This is a genomic window from Dietzia timorensis (assembly GCF_001659785.1).
Lineage (GTDB): Bacteria > Actinomycetota > Actinomycetes > Mycobacteriales > Mycobacteriaceae > Dietzia > Dietzia timorensis.
In genome coordinates this window covers 2,736,409-2,754,821 of record NZ_CP015961.1, presented here as the reverse complement: position 1 = coordinate 2,754,821, position 18,413 = coordinate 2,736,409, and the positions used below count along the sequence as shown (strand labels likewise).

Below are 18,413 nucleotides of genomic sequence, written 5' to 3'. Positions count from 1 at the left end.
CAGCGACTACGCGAAGTGGCGGGTGATCTGCAGGGCGCTCGGTGCCGCAATCGGGCACGGAACATCCCAGGCGTGCGGGTCGAGATCCGAATGTGCCGACGTGGCCGGCATCTCGAAACGCGAGAGCGACGCCGACGACATGCACTCGGTGCCGAACAAGCGGCGCACGCTCGCCGGAAGCACCGCGAAGGCCGCGTGAGAGACGCGCAGCAAACCGGTGTCCTTTTCGTGTAGTAGCGCCTCGGCGTACGCGCGGGACACGGCAGTCGGGCGGAGGCCACTGACCTTGCCGCGCATGTACGAGTTGAGTTCCACCAGCGAGGTCGCGGGGCGCGGGACACCGGACAAACGCGCGATCGGCGCCCAGCCCTGTACGGCCGATTCGGAATCGAAGGGGAGTAGCGGGCGCTGCGCGTGGCCACGGTTGGCGCCGAGCATCGCCCACAGGCGCGACTGGTGGGTCCACTCGAGCAGCGAGCGGTCGGAGCCCCAGTAGTACGAGCCCGTCTCGTCGTAGCCGGTGGCGGCCGAGTGGGCGTCCATCTGTTGGGAGATGACGACGACACCATCGTCGACAGGGCCGCTGACTATGACGTGATGAAGCTCCGCGGTGGACCGCACCGCCGCCCACGGCTTCTCGGCGAGCCCGAAATCGGTGAGCACCGCGGCGCTGGCCGGGTGCAGAGAGCGCAAAAGGATGCCGGCAAGTTCGCCGATAAAAGCCGAAGCATCCGAATGTAAACGGCTGACCGGATGGTCCTCGGAAAACCATCGAGGGCCGGGAACGAGGCGTACCGGGGGATGCGAATCGACGGCGCGGCTACGGAATTCTGAGAAATCAGCCATGGACAATCCGGCGTCCGATCGGTAGGTCCGATGGGTGTCCGCTGCTCGCTGCATTCGGCGATTCCTGAAGGTAGAAGCCATTAAACACAATCGATGCCACTCGTGTTCGAGCGTTCGCTTCTTCGAGTAGCACAGGGCAAGCCCTGCAGATGATTATGCACCCTTAGAAACAAATAACAACTGTGATGAGAATAACTCTGGGTTAACCCAGGCCGCGCTTGGGTGGCTGGGAGGCGCATTACCCGCATATTTCCTCTGCTAACATTCGCAAATCGGCTGGTGCCGTGTGGCGAAGCTCTCATTCGCCGCACTAGCGTGGACGACGTGTAGCGGTAATCTACCGCGTTCCAGCGACCGGATCGACGAGGGAGGCGCGCGTGGCGCAAGAGGATCAGAATATGACCGGACGGCGGTTTGAGGGGCAGGTCGCGGTCATCACGGGCGCGAGCCGCGGTATCGGCTTCGGTATCGCCCGGCGCCTCGTCGATGAGGGGGCGAAGGTCGCTATCACCGCGCGCGGGGAGGAGGCGCTCGCCGACGCTGTCGAAGAACTCGGCGCCGACAACGCGATCGGAATTCCCGGCAAGGCACACGACCCGGCTCATCAGGACGACGTCATCGCGAAGGTCACCGCGAGGTTCGGCCCCATCGATCACCTCGTCAACAACACGGGCATTAATCCGGTGTACGGCGGCCTGCTCGACATCGACGTCGAGGTCGCGAAGAAGATCGCCGAGGTCAACGCAATCAGCGCGCTGCAGTGGACACAGAAGGTGAACAAGGCGAGCCTCGGCGAGCGCGGGGGCAACGTCGTGTTCATCGGTTCCGTGGCGGGGATGCGCAACTCCCCGGGCATCGCGTTTTACGGCGCCTCGAAGGCCATGATCGCTCGGCTCGTCGAGGACCTGGCCGTGGAGATGGGGCCGAAGTGCCGCGTCAACGGGGTCGCGCCCGCCGTCGTCAAGACGAAATTTGCCACCGCGCTGTACGAGGGCCAGGAGGATCCGGCGGCGCCGTACCCGCTGAAGCGCCTCGGCGAGCCCGCCGATATCGCCGGCCCCGTCGCGTTCCTGCTGTCCGAGGACGCCGCGTGGATCACCGGGACGATGCTGCCGGTCGACGGCGGCCTGCTTGCCGCGGGAGCCTCGCTTCTCTAGGCGAAGGTAGCGTTGGAGAGGTGAGCGGGCCGGCGAAGGGCCCGCGGGACGAAAGGATCGAAAATGCGTGAATTCAACGGCATCGCCGAACTCGAAGCGGCTATCGGCGAGAACGTCGGCACCTCCGACTGGACCGAGATCACCCAGGAGTCCGTCAATCTCTTCGCCGAGGCCACCGGCGACCACCAGTGGATCCACGTCGACCCGGAGAAGGCGAAGGACGGCCCGTTCGGCGGCACCATCGTCCACGGCTTCCTTACTCTTTCTCTGCTGCCGAAGTTCGGCTGGGAGATCTACACGGTTTCCGGCATGGCGATGATGATCAACTACGGCCTCAACAAGGTGCGCTTCCCCGCGGTCGTGCCCGTCGGGTCGAAGGTCCGCGCCTCCATCACCCTCGACAAGCTCGAGCAGAAGTCCTCGGGCTACCAGCTCACCACGACCACCACGGTCGAGGCGGAGGGCGTCGAGCGTCCGGTGTGCATCGCCGAGTCGCTCATGATGCTCGTTCCGGAGCAGTAGAGACCCTCCAGGGCGCACGCGCGCCCTATGCGCACATGCTTCATTTTTGACGGCGGAGGTGCGGTTCCCCAGGTGGAGCCGCGCCTCCGCCGTCATTTATCCATCGGTTGCTAAGCGGGCGTAGACAAGGGTGTCGGTCCATTCGCCCTTGTTCCACCAGTCCTGGAGGTGGTGGGCCTCCCGGCGCATTCCGATCCGCCGTGCGAGCGCGGCCGAGGCGGTGTTTCGCGCGTCCATCTGCGCCACGACGCGGTGCGCCCGGTAGTGCTCGAATGCGAGCGCGAGCATCGCACGGGCGGCTTCGGCTGCGAAGCCATGTCCGGCGGCGCTCGGCGCAATCGCCCAGCCGATTTCCACCACCCGACGTGCCGGGTCGGTGTAGGTGAGCGAGACGTCGCCAACGGGCGTGCCTTCGTGCTCGATGACGAGGGCGATGGCGCGGGCGGAACCATCGAGATCCGGCTGATCCATCCGGATGCGAAGCTCGCGTTGAGTGTCTTCCAGCGACCACGGCTCGTGGAGTAGATACCGCGCGAAGGCGTCGTCGCCATACACGTCCGATAGCCAGCAGGCGTCGCTGCTGCGATGTTTCCGAAGGGTGAGACGTCCAGTCTTCAGCGGTAGCGACGGAGGCGGCACCAACGTTCGCTCGAGAGAGACCAGATCGAGAACCTCCGAGGACGGCGCCGTGCTGCGAGCGGTTCCGTTTTCGGCGAAGCCTCGCCCGGTCAGCGCGCGGAGCGAGGCCTCGTTCTCCGGAACGGTACGGGCGCGAAGGACGTCGATTCCGCAGGCGCGCGCGAACTGGGTGCCGAGTTCGATTCCATCACCGGCGAGTCCGCGGCCTCGATGGCGCGCGGAGATCCAGAATCCCAATTCTGCAGAAGCCCGTGTGGAGGCGGTGTCGTTCTGTGGCGAAACATCGAAGATGACGAGGCTGCCGGCAAACTCATCGGTCACGCGATCCGCAAGGGCGAGGACGGCAAGGGTCCCAATGCTAAGGCCCTCGGTGACGTCGCCAGAGATCATTGCGAGCACGGATTCGGGTGTGTAGTGCGGCTGCGGGAGGTGTGCGAACTTCTTCACCTCTTCATCCTCTGTTCCCGCTGCGAATGCGGCTGCATCACGGGGCTCGAGGGTCCGCAGTCGTGCGTTGCCCAGTTCGAGTGGAAGTGCGGATAGCTTGAACACCTTTTTAAACTAACAGTGTTCGGATAATATACGCTAGTGACGTGAGCTACTGGGATCATCCGAAAGCCGTCCGTCGAAGTCGAGCAGTGGACGTGGATGCACTATCCGAACACGCGGTGGCGCTGTGCGACCGCGGTGGGCTCGGCGCCCTCACCGTCCGCGCGGCCGCTTCATCACTCGGCGTGGCACCGGCAAGCTTGTATTCCCGCGTTGATTCGGTTGACGACTTGTTCGACCTGGCGCTGGACCGGGTTCTCGGCAGCGATTCATCAATGGCCGCGGCGATTGAGGTCAAAGATCTGCGCGGGCTGCTCCTTGCGTACTTTCGCCACCTCGAGCGTCACGGTTGGGCGTGTCAGATCATCGGGATGCGTGCGCCTCGAGGGCCGAATTACCTGCGTCTTTCGGAGAGCTTGGTGTCAATGCTCAATGACGGCGGTGTCTCCGATCCGCTTGGTGCGTCCTATGCACTGTCGAACCTCGTCATCGGCAGTGCGATGACAGCTCCCATCGCCGGAGACGAACAGGCCACTGACATCGATGCGGGCACGGCTCCGTTGTATTCGCTATTCCACGAAAGGCGAACCGCCGAAGCGGGAAACATCGTTGCCGATGCGATCGACGCGTTGCTCAACGCGTGGTCGTATCGGCCTGCGTGATTACGTCCTCAGTTCCGGTCCCGAGTCCGCATCGGCGTCCCACGCCTCGCGTCCGAGCCCGCCGCGCAGTTCGCGCCGCAGGGAGCGTGCCATCGTTGCGAGCGACACTCCCGAAAGCGCTCCCACCACCGCGAACACCGAACCCGGACCGAGCGCGCCGGCGAGCGCGCCCGCGGCGACGGGCACCGAGACCTGCCCGAGCCGGTTCGCGGTGAGCCGCATGCTCAGCGCGGTCGACCGGTCGCGCGCCGGCGCGATGCGGGTTACCCACGTCATCGTCAGCGGCTGCGCGAGCCCCCACCAGAATCCGATGAGCGCGAGCAGCGGCGCCATCACCCACGGCGAATGCACGAAGGCAAGGATGAACAGCGCCGGCGTCGTCAGCAATGGGTTGGCGACGAGCATCCACGCCGGGTTGAACCGCTCGACGAGCTGAGGCAGCCACAGGCGCGAGATGATCGAGGCGAGAGGGCGTACGGCGACGAGGAGCGACACCGCGAGCGGGCTGAGCCCGGTGTCCTCGCCGATGACCGGCAGGTAGGAGATGATCAGCTCGATACCTGCCAGCACGACAAGTGAAGACAGCGCGGCCGGCGCCATCCCGCGGCGTCGCAGCAGCGTCCAGGCCGAGAGCCGCTTCGACTTTTCCGCCGCCGCGTGTTCGGGCGAACTATCCTTATCGACCCGGCGCGGCAGGGTGAGCGCGATCGGTAGCGCGACCGCGAGAACGACGAAACACACCCACAACGCGGGAATCGTGTGCGCGGCGATCGATGACGCTGCCCCGTCCGATGCCCCGGCCGGCTCGGGGCCCCCGGCGCCGAGACCGCCGCTCCCGATCCCACCGAGCACGAGACCGATGAGCGGGGAGCCGACGGCCTGACCCACCGATACGAGTAGCGTGAGCGAGGCGAACCCGGAGGTGAAGCGCGATTCGGGGACCAGTTCGGTGACCATCGACTGCGAGGCGATCGTCAACCACAGCTGGCCGAGCCCGATCACGACGTGCGCAAGGCCGAGCAGGCCGAGGTTCGGCGAGAACACGGCCCCGGCGGTGGCGACCACCGTGAGCGACAAGCCCAACACGAGCATCCCGCGCGCGCCGCGCCGGTCGATCACACGACCCGAGGACACGGCCACGAACATCGGCAGGAACGAAAACGCGGCGGCGAGGATGCCGATCTGAGCCGCGGACGCGCCGAGCTCGAGCGCACGATAGGTGAGCACGACGCGCAGCGCGGCGAAGGTCGCGGCGAACAGCACGGTCACGATGAGCAGCCGCTGAAGCGCGCTCGGGCGGGCCATTCGGGCGCGCCGCGACGGGGGAGGAGTTGCAGAGGACATCACTTCCATCCACTATGCGCCCGCGCGGGGCTCTTCACGCAATCGCGCCAGCTCCATTAACCTCGAACTCATGAACTTGCAGGAATTCCTTCAGAGCACGGGCCGCACGATGGAGCGCGCCAAAGTCGAACACCTTGCAGGCGAGCCGATCTCCATCGAGGCCGTCGACCCGTGGCAGCCGGTCGGGCCGCCGCTGGACTCGGAGTTCCAGCGCATCCTCGCGTACCCGCCCGGCGCGCGCGAGATCACGCTGCAGGGCAAGGTTCAGCCCGTCACCCCGAACCTCATGGTTCTTATTTCCGCGGTGTCCCCGGAAGCCGATCCTGGTGAGTTCGTCGACCTCGTCGTCGACACCTCCGCGCAGCTCGAGGGGTGGACCACAGACGAGGATCTCGCCGGCGAGTCCGACTACGGGCAAGACGGCAAAGAGGTACCCGTCGTCTACCGCTATCTCGCGGGCAAGTACAAGGCCGAGGTCGGCGAGACGAAGACGTCCTCGATGCTCGCCGGCTGGAATGCGGGCGGAAAGACATACGTGTTCCAGGCCGTCGCCACGACGTTCGAGGGCTCGGACGAGTTCCACGACACCGCGCTCGAGTCCGTGCGCGTGGGTCCGTGGACGCTGCCGCAGCTCATCGACGCCATGCGGGGCTAGCGCGGCAATGGCTCAGCTCGAATCCCGAAGCCTGCACATCCCCGGCGCGTGGGAGCTCTTTCCCGCCATTTATGACGACGCACGTGGGATTTTTCTCGAGACGTTCTCGGCACCCCGGCTCGCGGAGGCCATCGGCGTGGACTTCCGCGTCGCCCAGTCGAACCTGTCGGTCTCGCGCGAAGGGGCGCTGCGCGGCCTGCACTTTGCCGATGTTCCTCCGGGACAAGCCAAGCTCGTGACGGCCGTGCGGGGAACGGCGTTCGACGTCATCGTCGATATTCGTACCGGCTCGCCGACGTACGGCGACGTCGTCTCGGTGACGCTCGATTCCGAGCGGCGCAATTCGGTGTACCTCGCCGAGGGGCTCGCGCACGGCTTCCTCGCGCTCGAGCCGGATACCGCGGTGTCCTATCTCGTCTCCGCGGCATATAACCCGGGCGCCGAGCACGGGATCGATCCGTTCGACCCGGCGCTGGGGATCGAGTGGCCGGCGATGTCGCTGGACGGTTCGGTGCTTGACTACGAGCTCAGCGAGAAGGACCGCGGCGCGCCGAGCCTCGAGGATATGGCCGCCGAGGGGCGGCTTCCCACCTGGGCCGAGGCAAAGAAGTATCTGCCCTAGGCGAGACCGTCCTCGGGGCGTTCCCCGCGGTCGCGGTCGCGCTCGTCGCGCAGCAGCTTGTCCTGCACCTCGCGGAGGAATTCCTGGTCATCATCAGGGGCCGCCGGTCGGCGCAGCGCTTTTTCCGCGCGCGCGGCATCGCGCATCCGGATGATGACGTAGGTCGCCGCGATCGCGACGACAACAAGGAAGACGATGACCCAGAGCATCTCGTCCTTCCACCTCCTTGAGGGCCGCTGTGTGTACACGCTGGGTGCACCCCTGCGGCCCGATCTACCTTCCACGATACGTATTCTGGAGACCATGAGCGAGTCCACGGCTGCAGGAAAGAATCCCGGCGAGAAGAACTCGGGCAATGGCGCGTCCGGAGCCGGAGCGTCGGCGAGCCCGGCAGCCGCCGAGGGTTCGCCCAAGAAGCGCCTCGCCGGGAATCTCCTTCTCTTCACGCTCGCGCGCATCGCGATAGTGCTCGTGCTCGTCGCGATTATCGAGGGAATCGGTTACCTGGTGCTCGGCCAGCCGGTTCCGCTGCTCGTCGCTGGCCTCATCGCGATCATCCTCGCGCTGCCGATCTCCACTTTTGCGCTGCGCGGCTGGAGCCGCCGCATCAATGAGGACATCGCCGCAGTCGACTCCGGTCGCCGCACCAGAAAGGAAGACCTGCGCCGCAGGATGTCGGAATAGGATTCGTCGCCTTCGCCGGCGGCAGAGTCCAGATGTCCGCTAGGACGAGAGCTCGCCGAGCATCTCGCCGACGTTCGGCACCTGGAGCGGCGGGAACTGGGGGAACTGCGGGAACTCGGAGCCGCCGAATCCGCCCACGCTGTTGTTCGAAGGCGCGGAGGTGTCCTCGATCGTGCCCTGCGGCTGTTGCTGCGGCTGCGTTTGAGTCGGCGTTTGCTGCTCGGTCGAACCGGTACCCTGCGGCGACTGGGTCTGCGAGGGCGTCTGGTTCTGAGTCTGTCCGCCTTGCTGGCCAGTTTGCGTCGGCTGGGTCGTCTGGCCCTGCTGCCCGCCGGTGGTCTCCGGCGTGCTCGGCTGCTGCGTCGGCGACTCCGGTGTGCTGGGCAGTGACGGCAGCGTCACGCCGGGAAGCCCGGGCACCGTGGTGTCGTCCTCGTCGTTGTTGTTGCCGCCCTGGCCCGGCGTGGTCGGCTGGGTAGGAGTGGTCGGCTGGGTGCCGCCCTCGGCGTTGTCGCCGCCGTTGTTGCCGCCACCCTGGTTGTTGCCACCCTGGTCATTGCCGCCCTGGTTGTTGCCGCCGGTGTTATTACCGCCGTTATTGCCGGCCTGGTTCCCGCCGTTGTTGCCCTCGCCGGCGTTCGGTGAGCCGGCGTTGGCTGCGCCGAAATTATCGGGGCGGCTCTGCTCACCGCCCACTCCGGAACGTCCCTGGTCGGTCTGAGTCTGCTGACCCCCGGTGCCCTCGGTGATGTTCTGGTTCCGGTTGCTCTGCCCCTCGGCAAGCACCTGTCCGTCGGTGGGCACCTGCTGCGGCCGCGATTGTCCGCCCCCGGATTGCTGACCCGAACCGCCCTCGGCCGGCTGCTCGGATTCGCGGCTGGGATTATCCCGGTTCTCGCGAGGCACGTACACCGCACCCGGCGCGGGTTGGACGCCGCTATAGAAACGCTGCAGGCAGTAATCGGAGAAATCGGACGAACCGTCGGTGAAGAAGGTCTGTCCGGCGAAGCCATCGCCATCGGCCTCGGTGGAGCAGCGGGCGATGAATCGGCCGTCGTCTTCGGCGTGGCTGCGTTCGCCGCCCTGCTGACCTGGGTCATTACCCGTCACGGCCGAATCGGTCGTGGGAATGGTGAGGACGACATCGTCGGAATTCGAGCATGCCGCAGTAAGCGCCGCGGCCGAGCCGAGCGCTGCACCAGTGAGCAATATCCGACGAAAGTTCATAACAATAGTGTTGCAAGTTCGAAACCATAGGTCTACCCGGGGCGCGTAAATTTGCCGAACCCTCAGCAGGTGCCCCAAACGATTTTCAGGGAATCCCGGGAGGGGCCGGGTGCGCGGGCGTTTCCAACCTCGCCTTGATCGTACTTCGCGAATTGCCAGGTGGCACGGCGGAAATAGTGGGCAGCCCCGAAAGCGTTCACGAGCCGGGAGGGGCGCGCTGATCGACGTGCGGGCGCGGTACGTCCGACGTCATAAATTCGGTGGGGTGTCTCACGTGGCGAGCGCCACATCGCGCAGCCGGAAGCGAAAATCGTTATTTATGACGTCGGAGTTGCTGTTTCTAGTGTTGCGTTAGTGACAAATGTGAAAGCTGTGATTAGAGTTACCGAACGTTGGGGTATTCATAACGACGAACCCCAGGGGAGCGCCGGAACCGGTAAGGGTTTCGACCGGCCGCTCCTTTCGGACACGCCACGTCCGATGCCCCAAAAGACACCGATATCCCCAGCTGTCCGATATCTCGCAACGTAAAGGAACACCTCATGCGCGGTCGTACCACGCCTCGTCTCCGCACTGCCCTCGTCGGCGCCGCCGCCTCGGTCGCGCTCGTGGCCGGCGTCGGATTCGTCGCGACCACTCCCGATGTCTCCACCGACGACGTCCACCTCGTCCAGGCAGAGGGCGCCGCCCTCGTGCAGGGGCAAGAGGTGAACATCGACTTGAAGAAGCTCGTCGAGGCCCAGATCGGGCAAGAGGTTCCCGAGGGAACGACCCTCAAGCTCAATGGGCTTCCCGAGGGGCTCAAGCAAGATGGCTGGAACATCACGGGTACGCCGACCGAGTCCGGCCTCTACAACGTGCGTGTCGAGGTGAACTCGGGCGGACAGACCTCCACGCAGGAGGTGCAGCTCATGGTGGCCGCGCCGAACGGCGAGGAGCCCAACGCGCCGAAGACCGACACCGAGAAGGGTGCCGAGGGCGGTACGGACGGCGCCGAGGGCGAGAAGTCCGGTGAGTCGGAGAAGCCGGGCGAGTCGGAGCCGACGACGGGGGCCGGGGATAAGACCGAGTCGAAGGACGCGGAGTCGGGCAACGACTCGGAGTCGGCTACGACGACCACGACTCCGTCGTCCGAGGCCGACAAGACAAATGACAAGACCGACGCCGAGTCGGGCGCTTCGGACGATCAGTCCTCGACTCCGTCGTCGACGCCTGCGACCACAACGGACTCCGAGTCGGACTCCGAAACCGCGACCGACGACTCACAGGAGACCTCCAGCCCGGAGTTCCCGACCGAGGATGAGGCCTTTGGCGAGGATGGCACTGATACCGAGGTCGACGAGGGCACCGAGATCGATCTCGACGAGGCGGCCGGTTCGTTGACCGACGGCATGCTCGGCGGCTCCGGATCGCTTGAGGGGTCCACCGGCGGCGAGGACGGCGTTGAAGAGTGCGAGACCGGCGACCTGACCGCGGGGCTGGAGAAGTTCCTGCCGGTTGTCGTGGGCGAGCAGGACGATTCCGGGATGATCACGTCCATCATCACCTCGGTTCTCGGCTCGCTGCTGCCGACCGTGCTCAACACCGCGTCCTCCGGGAACGGCTCCGTGTGCGATGCGGGCGGGGCGACTGGCTCGCTGTTGGAGAGCGCGGCAGGCTTTGCAGACGCCCAGCAGGGCGAGGGCGCTGACGCGCAGACCGCGGGCGCTCAGGCTGCCGGTGCGCAGGCTGCCGGCGGAACCACCACCCTCGACTCGCTTCTCGGTGGCGACGGTACCCAGTTGATCGAGCTCATGCAGCTTGCCAGCGGAATCATGGAGCAGGTGGGGAGCCCGGCCGACGGCACTCGCTAGGTGGTGTAAGCCCGGCTATACCCGCGCCACGTGCCCGGCACGTTCGAGAACACGACTCGAGCGCGCCGGGCACGTGGCGATTTCGGCGTTGGGCGGATTCTCGTTCCTCCGCTACGGGCGAGATAAGAAGGGGCTTTGGGTATGTGGGGTCCGACGTCATGAAGTAAGCGGTGTTAAGGTTTGTGTCGAACTCGCGGTGACGGGTTGGTAACCGGGGAGTGAAACCTGCCGGGACGTAACGGCGAGAAGTTCCAGAAATGGGGCCTTGATCAGTGGTAATGAGGATAGCCTTCGACGGGATCGGTCGGGCTTGTTCGTTTGTGGTTATGTATTTGTGGTCACGAACTACTGTGATTTGGCTTAGACAGGTTAAGATAAGTGCGAGCCGCGCCACAGTTGATTGACGTGTGTACGCACTTCGTGCGCCGCCCACGGGCAGATCTTGTGGCGGTCGCATACTCCGAAATACCTGATCCTTGGAAGGACCACCCATGAGCGAAAATCGCTTGAACGTTCGTCGCGCAGGCCTCGCTATTGCTGCTGCTGCCGCGCTCACCGCCGGCATCGCGCCGTTCGCCGCCGCGCAGGAGGCCGAGGCGCCGGCAAACGGTTCGCTGAACACCGAGTCCGTGACCGGCGAAGAGGGTTCGCTCGGCGGTGGCTCGCTCGACGGCATCAGCGCCGACCCGGCCGAGAAGTCCTGCGAGCTCCCCTCGCTCGGCGGCTCCGTCGACGCGCTCCTTCCGTACGCCGGTCTTTCGATCCCCGGCTTCGTGAAGAACATCCTGATCAAGGGTCTCGACACGATCGACAACCCGCTCGAGACTGCCGGGATCAACATCTCCGAGCTGGGCGTCGGTTCGCTCGAGGGGCCGATCTGCTCCGTGCTCCTCGGTGGCGAGATGACCGAGGTTCCGGAGACCACGGAGGAGTCCACCACCGAGACCACCACCCCGGCCGAGGATGACGACGCCGAGGGCGATGATGAGGGTGCCGAGGGTGACGACACCGAGGGTGACGACGCCGAGGCCACCACCTCCGAGGTTCCCACTGCCGGCGGTTCCCTCTCGCTGGGCTCCTAGTTGGTTTTCCGCCCGCCTTCGGGCGGGCGTCGGCGGCGTCTGAAGTCGCCTTGTAAATAGAGCGGCCGCCTTCCCCTTTTTGTCCAGGGGGAGGCGGCCGTTTTTGTGCCTGGACTGCATTGCTGGCACGCCGTCACGGCGGTGTGTCGTCGACGCTGCCTTAACGGGGCTGGGCGAAATTCCCCCGCGGGGGCAATTTTGTTCAGCTCCGGTTTATATGAAAGGCCCAGCTCAGGCATCAAATGTTACGGATGTGACAAAAATAGATCAATGTTAATTGTTGTGCTTGTGTTACTGATGTGACTAGAGTGGTGAATGTTGCTGCGGCGGGGTGTCTTGCCGCAGGGGGTTGATCATCCGATCTGCTTCGCACACACCTGCTGCCTCACAGACCTCATCACCGGAAGGAACACGCACATCATGCGAGCTCGCTTCGTCCGCTCTCGGGGTCGTGCCACGACCCGAGGCCGGTACTTCGTCCCTCTGTCCGCCACCGCCGTTGTCGCGCTTGCCGCTGGCACGCTCGTCGCTGTCAATCCGATCAGCGACGGTGACAATGTCGCCCTCACACAGTCCACCGCGTCCTCATTCGAGGCTGGTGCCGGCGCTGACGGTGCCGCAGACACCAATGGCACTGTGGGCCAGGCCGTTTCGATCCCGCTCCAGAGCCTGTTCGATGTGTCCGGCCAGTACAGCTGGATTCTCGAGGCCAGCGAGATTTCCGTTACCGGTCTTCCCGAAGGACTGAACTTCAACGAAGAAACGAAGACGATCGAGGGAATTCCGACCAAGAGCGGCAGCTTCACCATCGTCGTGACCGCAGGCGATCAGACTGCTGAAGCGGATATCTCGATCGGTACCGAGGGGGACGGGACTGTCGCCACCGGTTCGCTCGGCAGCGACAACCCGCTGTCCGGAGCCGTCACCGCCGTGCTCGGCTCGCTCGGCCTCTCGGGTGAAGCTGCCGCCAACTCGACCGGCAACGCCGGCGGCGAGGTCCCCGGCGACGAGAACCCGGACACCACCGGTTCGCTCATCGACGTCGAGGGCAACGGCAACACCGAGGGCACGACCGGCTCCCTGCCGATCGACGTGCAGGCTCTGATCGAGGGTGCCACCGGTTCGACCGGTGACGTCGAGACCCCGGAGACCCCCACCGAAGGTGAGATCGACGGCGAAGGCACCGGCGAGGTCGCGATCCAGTCGAGTGGCTCCACCGTTCCCGGCGGATCTATCTCCGACTTTGTTCCCTTCCTGACGATCTCCGGCGCGCTGCTCCTCGGCCTTGCCGCTGCAGGCGCGCTCGGTGCAGGCTCCTCGGCGCCGGGCATGGCAGTCAACCTCGGCTCCAACGGCAGCACCACCAACGGTGGCAACGACACGGGCAGCACCGGCAGCACGACCGGTAACGCCAAGAAGCCGGCCCCGAAGACGGAGGCGCCGAAGGCGCCGGGACCTGAGGTCAACAACGGCCGCGGCTAAACGACGCGCACCGGCATAGACCTCCGGGTCTCGTGCCGAGAAAAGGGCGGGCGAATTCCTCACCGAATTCGCCCGCCCTTTGGCGATTTCGATGTCTGGAATGCGTGTTTCGCTCATCTAAGTTCCAATTTCTTTGTTCCTGTCTATGCAGGCAGCGGACGTTGTGCTGCGTATACGGGCTGATAGGTGTGATTTCAACCAAGGCAAAATGGGGCAAAGGCGGTATCGTGAGAAGGCGTTTGGGCCTCAATTAAGTCGGGAATTAGTTCTCGCTTAAGTGCCGTCGCTTGCCGAGCACAGGGGACCGGGCAGTTTGTACCCGCAGAGCAGAAAGCACAGTGATGTCCAAGACCTCCGCCCGTATGTCCGCTCGACGGATCCGCCGCGTCACCGGCGCAGCGTTCGCACTCTCAGGGCTCGCTGCCCTCGGTTTCGGCGCCGCATCGCTGCCCGCGCCCGAGAGCGACAACGCTCAGCCCGTGGTCGTAGCCGATATCGCGAACACCGCGCTCCCGAAACTGAGCTTCGAGGCCGGCAAGCCTATGTCGCACCGAGTCAGCGACCACGTCGATCTGCCCCCGGGCACCGTGCTCCGTTTCCAGGGCCTTCCCCCGGGGCTGTCCTACGACTCCGCGACCACGGCCATCCACGGCACCCCGACCACCCCCGGCACCTACCACCCGTCGGCAACGGCGTACATCGGTGGCATCCCAGTCCGCACCGAGTCGACCACCGTGACGATCACCGGTAAGGCCGTTCCCGGAAACGGCGGCGGTGGAAACAATGGCGGCGGCAACACCGGTGGCGGAGGAAATACCGGTGGTAATGGTGGCGGCGCACCGGCACCGGGCATTGACCCCGCCGTCGTCGACACGATGCCGCTGCCGCCCGAGGTGAAGACCTTTATCCGCGACTCCATCAACAACATCAACCAGGGGCTCAAGGACATGTGGGCCCAGGTTCCCGCCGGCTCGCTCGGCAAGTAGGTTCACGTCTGGTCCCTTCGTCCCGTACGGACAGACCAACACACCTGGGGCCTGGTCACAGACCGGGCCCCAGGTCTTAATTTGTCGAAGCTACTATTCGTACCTTTGCCGCACTTTCGTTGCCCGGGAGGGAGCCGGAGGCAGTTAGAGCGCGAGGACGCGGCGCAACGTTGCCGCTAGCTCGAGTGGGCGGCGAAGATCGTCCCAAGTCCAGTGGATAACCCGATAGCCGAGGCTGTTGAGGTAGAGATCCCGTTCCTTGTCTCGCTTCCACCTGCGTCTTCGTTCCGAATCGGTCGGCAGATTTCCTGTTTTGGCGTAGCCATCTGCCTCACCCACAACCTTTTGCAATTCCCACACGAAGTCGCCGCGTGCCCGCGTGCCGTTCTCGTCGCCGAACTCCACTTGTTGCCGAGGTTGAGGAATACGGTGGACCTCGAAGAACACGCGGCTCCGAGACTCGAACACCGACTCCGATAACGACGAAGCGAAGTCGAGCGCCGCGCGAGCACGAACGGACCCGTGGGCACGGGCAAAAGCATTGAGCTCGTCGCGAATCTCGTCGCGCAGCCGGTGCGATGTGTCGAAATCTCGGCCGCGTTTGCTATTCAAGGCAGATTCGATGATGACGACTGCGTCTTCGAAGCTCAATCGTCTTGCGCAGTCGGCGACCGTCCTCGCCAATGTCGTGACGGGGATCCCGTCGCAAGTCGTTTTCGCCGAATCCGGAAGTGGTGCCTCCAGAATGCGCACCGAGCCAACCCGCTTTGATCTGGTGTTCCTCCCGGAATCGGTAGTGAGCGAAAGTTCGGTGACGGGAGTCGGAGTCACGTAGTCGGGAAGCCCCCAGATTCGCGCAGCAGACCATACGGAAGCGACATGCCGTGAACCGCGACGGATGATCTCGGCCCGTGCCCATTCGCGGTGAAAGGTTGCCTGGTCGATGCTATTGAGCGCTTCGGTGCAAATGAGGCCGCGGGACGGCTCCATCCACCGGCCCGAGCGGATCATGTTCAGTCTCCGGTAGCGACTGACACCCAGCATCTCGGTTTCGGCTAGCGAGACGATGTTGAACGGGAGGGCGGGACTGTTTTTCGGAGCATGGTGCACGAGTGAATTATCGATAGCGCGGGGAGCGCGTAGGGGGCGCTTCCGGCCGTGGAGTGGCGACGTGGGCGAGGGTGGTGCCAACTGGACGCCCTTTTGTATCGATAAACGCCGAAAATGAGTTCCCTGACGGGCGTTTATCGATACAAAAAGGCGTCCAGAGTGGTGGCGGAGGAACGAATGGCGAAATCGTGGCGCGAAGGGTGCCGGAGCGGCGGCAGGCCGCGGGAGGACCTCAGCCCAGGAGGGCGGCGATGGCGAGGCCGGCCGCCGTGGCCACGGCCCACGCCAGCATGGCCATGCCGGACTTGCCGATCGCGGGCACGAGGTCGGCGCCCATCGCGCGCGTGCGGACCGGCGCGTTCGCCGACCACGCGACCGGCAGGGCAAGGATGCCGAGCAACGCCCACGGCGTGGCGAAGGCGAGGACCGCTGTCATGAGTGGGGGGATGAAGATGCCGAGCAGCGCGCACAGGCCACGAGTGCGCGGGTCGCCGAGCCGCACGGCAAGGGTGATCTTGCCGGTCTCTGCGTCCGAGGGAATGTCGCGCAGATTGTTGACGAGGTTGACGGTGCACGAAAGCGAGCCGACCGCGATCGCCACCGGCAGCGCGAACCACGAGATCGACCCGGTCTGGACGAACTCGGTGCCCAGCACGGCGACGAGGCCGAAGAACACGAACACCGCGACCTCGCCGAGCCCGCGGTAGCCGTAGGGGTTGTCGCCGCCGGTATAGAACCACGCCGCCGCGATGCACAGCGCACCGATGACGATGAGCCACCACGCGCTGGTCAGCGACAGCGCGATACCCGCGACCGCGCCCGTGCCGAGCGCCATGAACGCCGCGCGCTTGACCGACGCCGGGCGGGCGATACCCGAACCGGTGAGGCGCAGCGGTCCGACGCGGTCGTCGTCGGTGCCGCGGATGCCGTCGGAGTAGTCGTTGGCGTAGTTGACGCCGATGATGAATGACCACGCGACCAGCGCCGCGAGCAGCGCCTTCCAACACACGAACTCGCCGGCGAACGCGGCGACGGCCGAACCGGCGATGACCGGCGCGAAGGCGTTCGGCCACGTGCGGGGTCGCGCGCCGGAGATCCACTGCGCGACGGTGGCGCCGCCGGGGACCGGTTCGTTGCCGGTGGCCGAGGAAGCTGCGCCGGAGGAGGAGTCGTCGCCTGCTGCGGCGCCGGGGTGATGGTCGCGTCCGTTGGGTTCACTCACGTGAACCATTATCTCACCCTGCGCTCGATTTCCTTGCGATCTGCCTTGCCGTTCGCCAGAACCGGCAGTTCGGCCATGACGTCGTACGTCGCCGGTTCGGAATGGCGGCCGAGGCGCTCGCGCACCCAGGACGAGAGTTCGGCGGGAGGAGGGACGCTCACCGAGGGCGCGGGGACGATGGCCGCGGCGAGGCGGTGGCCGAGGCGGGCATCGGGCACGCCGACCACCACGGCCTCGGAGATCGCGGGGTGCGCCATGAGCGCGGCCTCGACGACCTGCGGGACGATCGTGAGCCCGCCGACGGACACCGCGGTGTCGAGACGCCCGAGGATGCGAAGTCCGCCGTCATCGGCGAAGCTCCCCGCATCTTCGGTGCGGAACCAGCCCGGGCGCGAGAACGCCTCGTGCCCGGGGGCGTTGCGGTAGCCCGCGGCGACGGTCGGGCCGCCGAGCCAGACGCGGGAGTCGTCGTCGATCTCGACCTCGGTGCCCGCGAGCGGGACGCCGTCGTAGACACAGCCGCCTGCGGTCTCACTGGATCCGTAGGTGCGGACCACGTGTATGCCCGCGGCGGCGGCGCGGTCGAGGAGCTCCGGCTCGGTTGCCGCACCACCGAGGAGAACGGTGTGGAAGCGGGCGAGCGCGGCAGCGGGGGAGGCGCTCGAATGGTTGAGGACTTTGCGGAGCTGGCCGGGAATCAGCGACGTGTAGAGCGGGCGGTCGCCGGCGGCGGCCTCGAGGGAGCGGACCGCGCCGGGCAGGGAGAGCGGGTCGAAACCGGCGGAGACGTCGAGGACGTGCGGTTCGGCTCCGGCGAGCAGGGAGCGCAGAACCACCTGGAGTCCGGCGATGTGGTGGGCCGGCAACGCGAGCAACCAGCGACCGGGCCCAGCGAGACGCTCCTCGGTGGCCACGGCCGAGGCGTTGAGCGCGGAGGCGGACAGCATCGCGCCCTTCGGGGTGCCCGTGGATCCGGAGGTGGCGACGACGAGAGCAGTGTCGTCGCCGAGAGGTGCCAGGTCCGCGGGGCGCGCGAGGTCCTCGGGCGCCTGGTCCTGCGCCGCGGGTGCGTCGTCCGGGCGAAGAGCGTCGACGAGGATCCGCCGCCGCGCCGCATCGGAGGCGGGCACGGGCAGGAGAGCAGGGCCGGCGCCGTCGATAAGCATGCGGAGGTCGTCAAACGCCGCTCGGGCCGCGGGCCCGTCCCCGATGGGGAGCGTGCGCAGGAATGGGCTAGCGATCGCGGCCGTCCTTGCCCGCGGGATCCGGGTCCGGGCCCGGCTTCGGCGGCGTGCCCGGCGCCTCGTCCTCGTCTCCCCACAGCGGCGGGAAACCGGCCGCCTCGAGATGCTGGCGGACGAGCTCCATATCGCGCTCACCGGGCAGCTCGTTGATGAGCTTGGTGATCGCCACCGCGACATCGGCGCGCGTCGGCTGCACCTGGCCGGAGGTGATGAGGTTGTCGGCGATCTCGGCGATCTCGGTGTCGTGGAGAACGCGCTTCAAACCACCGGCCGACGGTTGGGGCAGATCCTCGGGGTGGGGACCGGTGGCGCCGGCTGGAGCCGAGGGCCGCGCGGCGGCGGACGCGGCTGGGCGCGCGGTCTCGGAGGACTGTGCATCCTCGGAGCCGCGGTTGCCGTGCGCGCCGAGCCAATTCCGGACCCGCGCGAGATACGCCCGTAGTGCCACGAGAATTACAGTAGCCAGAAAGCGTGCCCTTGTGCCGCGATTGGCAGAACAAATCGCGAAACCTCGTGTGACGGGAGTG

General features: G+C 66.0%; 19 protein-coding genes. 10 read left to right on the top strand and 9 right to left on the bottom strand.

Translation table 11 applies throughout. The annotated features are described in order from the left end of the window. Positions 1-6 precede the first annotated feature (6 nt). Positions 7-846: an oxygenase MpaB family protein gene (locus BJL86_RS12785; protein WP_197487627.1), complete on the bottom strand. Its 840-nt coding sequence runs from the start codon at positions 844-846 to the stop codon at positions 7-9. 398 nt (positions 847-1,244) lie between these two features. Between BJL86_RS12785 and BJL86_RS12780 the strand changes: the two genes are divergently transcribed. Beyond that, entirely contained in the window at positions 1,245-2,003 is a 759-nt protein-coding gene (locus BJL86_RS12780) for an SDR family oxidoreductase (protein ID WP_067476607.1), read from the top strand. A gap of 63 nt (positions 2,004-2,066) precedes the next feature. Next, positions 2,067-2,525 (top strand): MaoC family dehydratase, encoded by a 459-nt coding sequence (locus tag BJL86_RS12775; RefSeq protein WP_067476605.1) that lies wholly within the window; start codon positions 2,067-2,069, stop codon positions 2,523-2,525. A 96-nt stretch (positions 2,526-2,621) separates the two neighbouring features. On the opposite strand, the gene BJL86_RS12770 is transcribed toward BJL86_RS12775, so the two are convergent. Next, on the bottom strand, positions 2,622-3,716 hold the full coding sequence (locus tag BJL86_RS12770; RefSeq protein WP_067476602.1) for a GNAT family N-acetyltransferase: 1,095 nt from the start codon (positions 3,714-3,716) through the stop codon (positions 2,622-2,624). A 92-nt stretch (positions 3,717-3,808) separates the two neighbouring features. Here BJL86_RS12770 and BJL86_RS12765 point away from each other — a divergent pair, with 92 nt between their 5' ends. Continuing rightward, the gene (locus tag BJL86_RS12765; RefSeq protein WP_197487626.1) at positions 3,809-4,375 is read left to right on the top strand and encodes a TetR/AcrR family transcriptional regulator; all 567 of its coding nucleotides are present in this window, start codon (positions 3,809-3,811) and stop codon (positions 4,373-4,375) included. Here the strand turns inward: BJL86_RS12765 and BJL86_RS12760 are convergent, their stop codons facing one another. Continuing rightward, a complete protein-coding gene (locus tag BJL86_RS12760) occupies positions 4,376-5,680 on the bottom strand; it encodes an MFS transporter (protein ID WP_067476601.1) in 1,305 nt (434 codons plus the stop codon). Positions 5,681-5,789: 109 nt separating this feature from the next. Between BJL86_RS12760 and BJL86_RS12755 the strand changes: the two genes are divergently transcribed. Further along, positions 5,790-6,374, top strand: coding sequence for a hypothetical protein (locus tag BJL86_RS12755; RefSeq protein ID WP_067476600.1), 585 nt, complete (start codon positions 5,790-5,792; stop codon positions 6,372-6,374). Positions 6,375-6,381: 7 nt separating this feature from the next. Further along, on the top strand, positions 6,382-6,996 hold the full coding sequence (locus BJL86_RS12750; RefSeq protein WP_067476599.1) for a dTDP-4-dehydrorhamnose 3,5-epimerase family protein: 615 nt from the start codon (positions 6,382-6,384) through the stop codon (positions 6,994-6,996). Here the strand turns inward: BJL86_RS12750 and BJL86_RS12745 are convergent. Beyond that, positions 6,993-7,205: a hypothetical protein gene (locus tag BJL86_RS12745; RefSeq protein WP_067476598.1), complete on the bottom strand. Its 213-nt coding sequence runs from the start codon at positions 7,203-7,205 to the stop codon at positions 6,993-6,995. The two genes, BJL86_RS12750 and BJL86_RS12745, sit on opposite strands and share 4 nt — an antisense overlap. 94 nt (positions 7,206-7,299) lie before the next feature. Here BJL86_RS12745 and BJL86_RS16830 point away from each other — a divergent pair, with 94 nt between their 5' ends. Next, complete coding sequence (locus BJL86_RS16830; protein WP_082908635.1) at positions 7,300-7,680, top strand: DUF4229 domain-containing protein; 381 nt, start codon at positions 7,300-7,302, stop codon at positions 7,678-7,680. 39 nt (positions 7,681-7,719) lie between these two features. Here BJL86_RS16830 and BJL86_RS12735 read toward each other — a convergent pair whose 3' ends face one another. Further along, complete coding sequence (locus BJL86_RS12735; RefSeq protein WP_067476595.1) at positions 7,720-8,907, bottom strand: hypothetical protein; 1,188 nt, start codon at positions 8,905-8,907, stop codon at positions 7,720-7,722. 542 nt (positions 8,908-9,449) lie between these two features. Here BJL86_RS12735 and BJL86_RS12730 point away from each other — a divergent pair. The 4 genes from BJL86_RS12730 to BJL86_RS12715 all read left to right on the top strand — a co-directional run bounded on the left by BJL86_RS12730 (position 9,450) and on the right by BJL86_RS12715 (position 14,310). Further along, complete coding sequence (locus BJL86_RS12730) at positions 9,450-10,760, top strand: ICP22 family protein (protein WP_067476594.1); 1,311 nt, start codon at positions 9,450-9,452, stop codon at positions 10,758-10,760. Positions 10,761-11,251: 491 nt separating this feature from the next. Continuing rightward, positions 11,252-11,842, top strand: coding sequence for a hypothetical protein (locus BJL86_RS12725; RefSeq protein ID WP_067476593.1), 591 nt, complete (start codon positions 11,252-11,254; stop codon positions 11,840-11,842). Between the two features lie 420 nt (positions 11,843-12,262). Then, the gene (locus BJL86_RS12720; RefSeq protein WP_067476592.1) at positions 12,263-13,324 is read left to right on the top strand and encodes a putative Ig domain-containing protein; all 1,062 of its coding nucleotides are present in this window, start codon (positions 12,263-12,265) and stop codon (positions 13,322-13,324) included. A 341-nt stretch (positions 13,325-13,665) separates the two neighbouring features. Then, complete coding sequence (locus BJL86_RS12715) at positions 13,666-14,310, top strand: putative Ig domain-containing protein (RefSeq protein ID WP_067476590.1); 645 nt, start codon at positions 13,666-13,668, stop codon at positions 14,308-14,310. A 144-nt stretch (positions 14,311-14,454) separates the two neighbouring features. Here the strand turns inward: BJL86_RS12715 and BJL86_RS12710 are convergent, their stop codons facing one another. From BJL86_RS12710 to BJL86_RS12695, 4 genes are all read right to left on the bottom strand, one after another. Next, positions 14,455-15,420 carry a hypothetical protein gene (locus BJL86_RS12710; protein WP_075845004.1) on the bottom strand — a complete coding sequence of 322 codons (966 nt, stop codon included), beginning with the start codon at positions 15,418-15,420 and terminating at the stop codon, positions 14,455-14,457. 232 nt (positions 15,421-15,652) lie between these two features. Beyond that, entirely contained in the window at positions 15,653-16,642 is a 990-nt protein-coding gene (locus BJL86_RS12705) for a 1,4-dihydroxy-2-naphthoate polyprenyltransferase (protein ID WP_257787268.1), read from the bottom strand. Positions 16,643-16,650: 8 nt separating this feature from the next. Then, the gene (menE, locus tag BJL86_RS12700) at positions 16,651-17,808 is read right to left on the bottom strand and encodes an o-succinylbenzoate--CoA ligase (RefSeq protein ID WP_156896128.1); all 1,158 of its coding nucleotides are present in this window, start codon (positions 17,806-17,808) and stop codon (positions 16,651-16,653) included. 67 nt (positions 17,809-17,875) lie between these two features. Beyond that, a complete protein-coding gene (locus tag BJL86_RS12695; RefSeq protein ID WP_075845002.1) occupies positions 17,876-18,334 on the bottom strand; it encodes a DUF3349 domain-containing protein in 459 nt (152 codons plus the stop codon). Positions 18,335-18,413 lie beyond the last annotated feature (79 nt).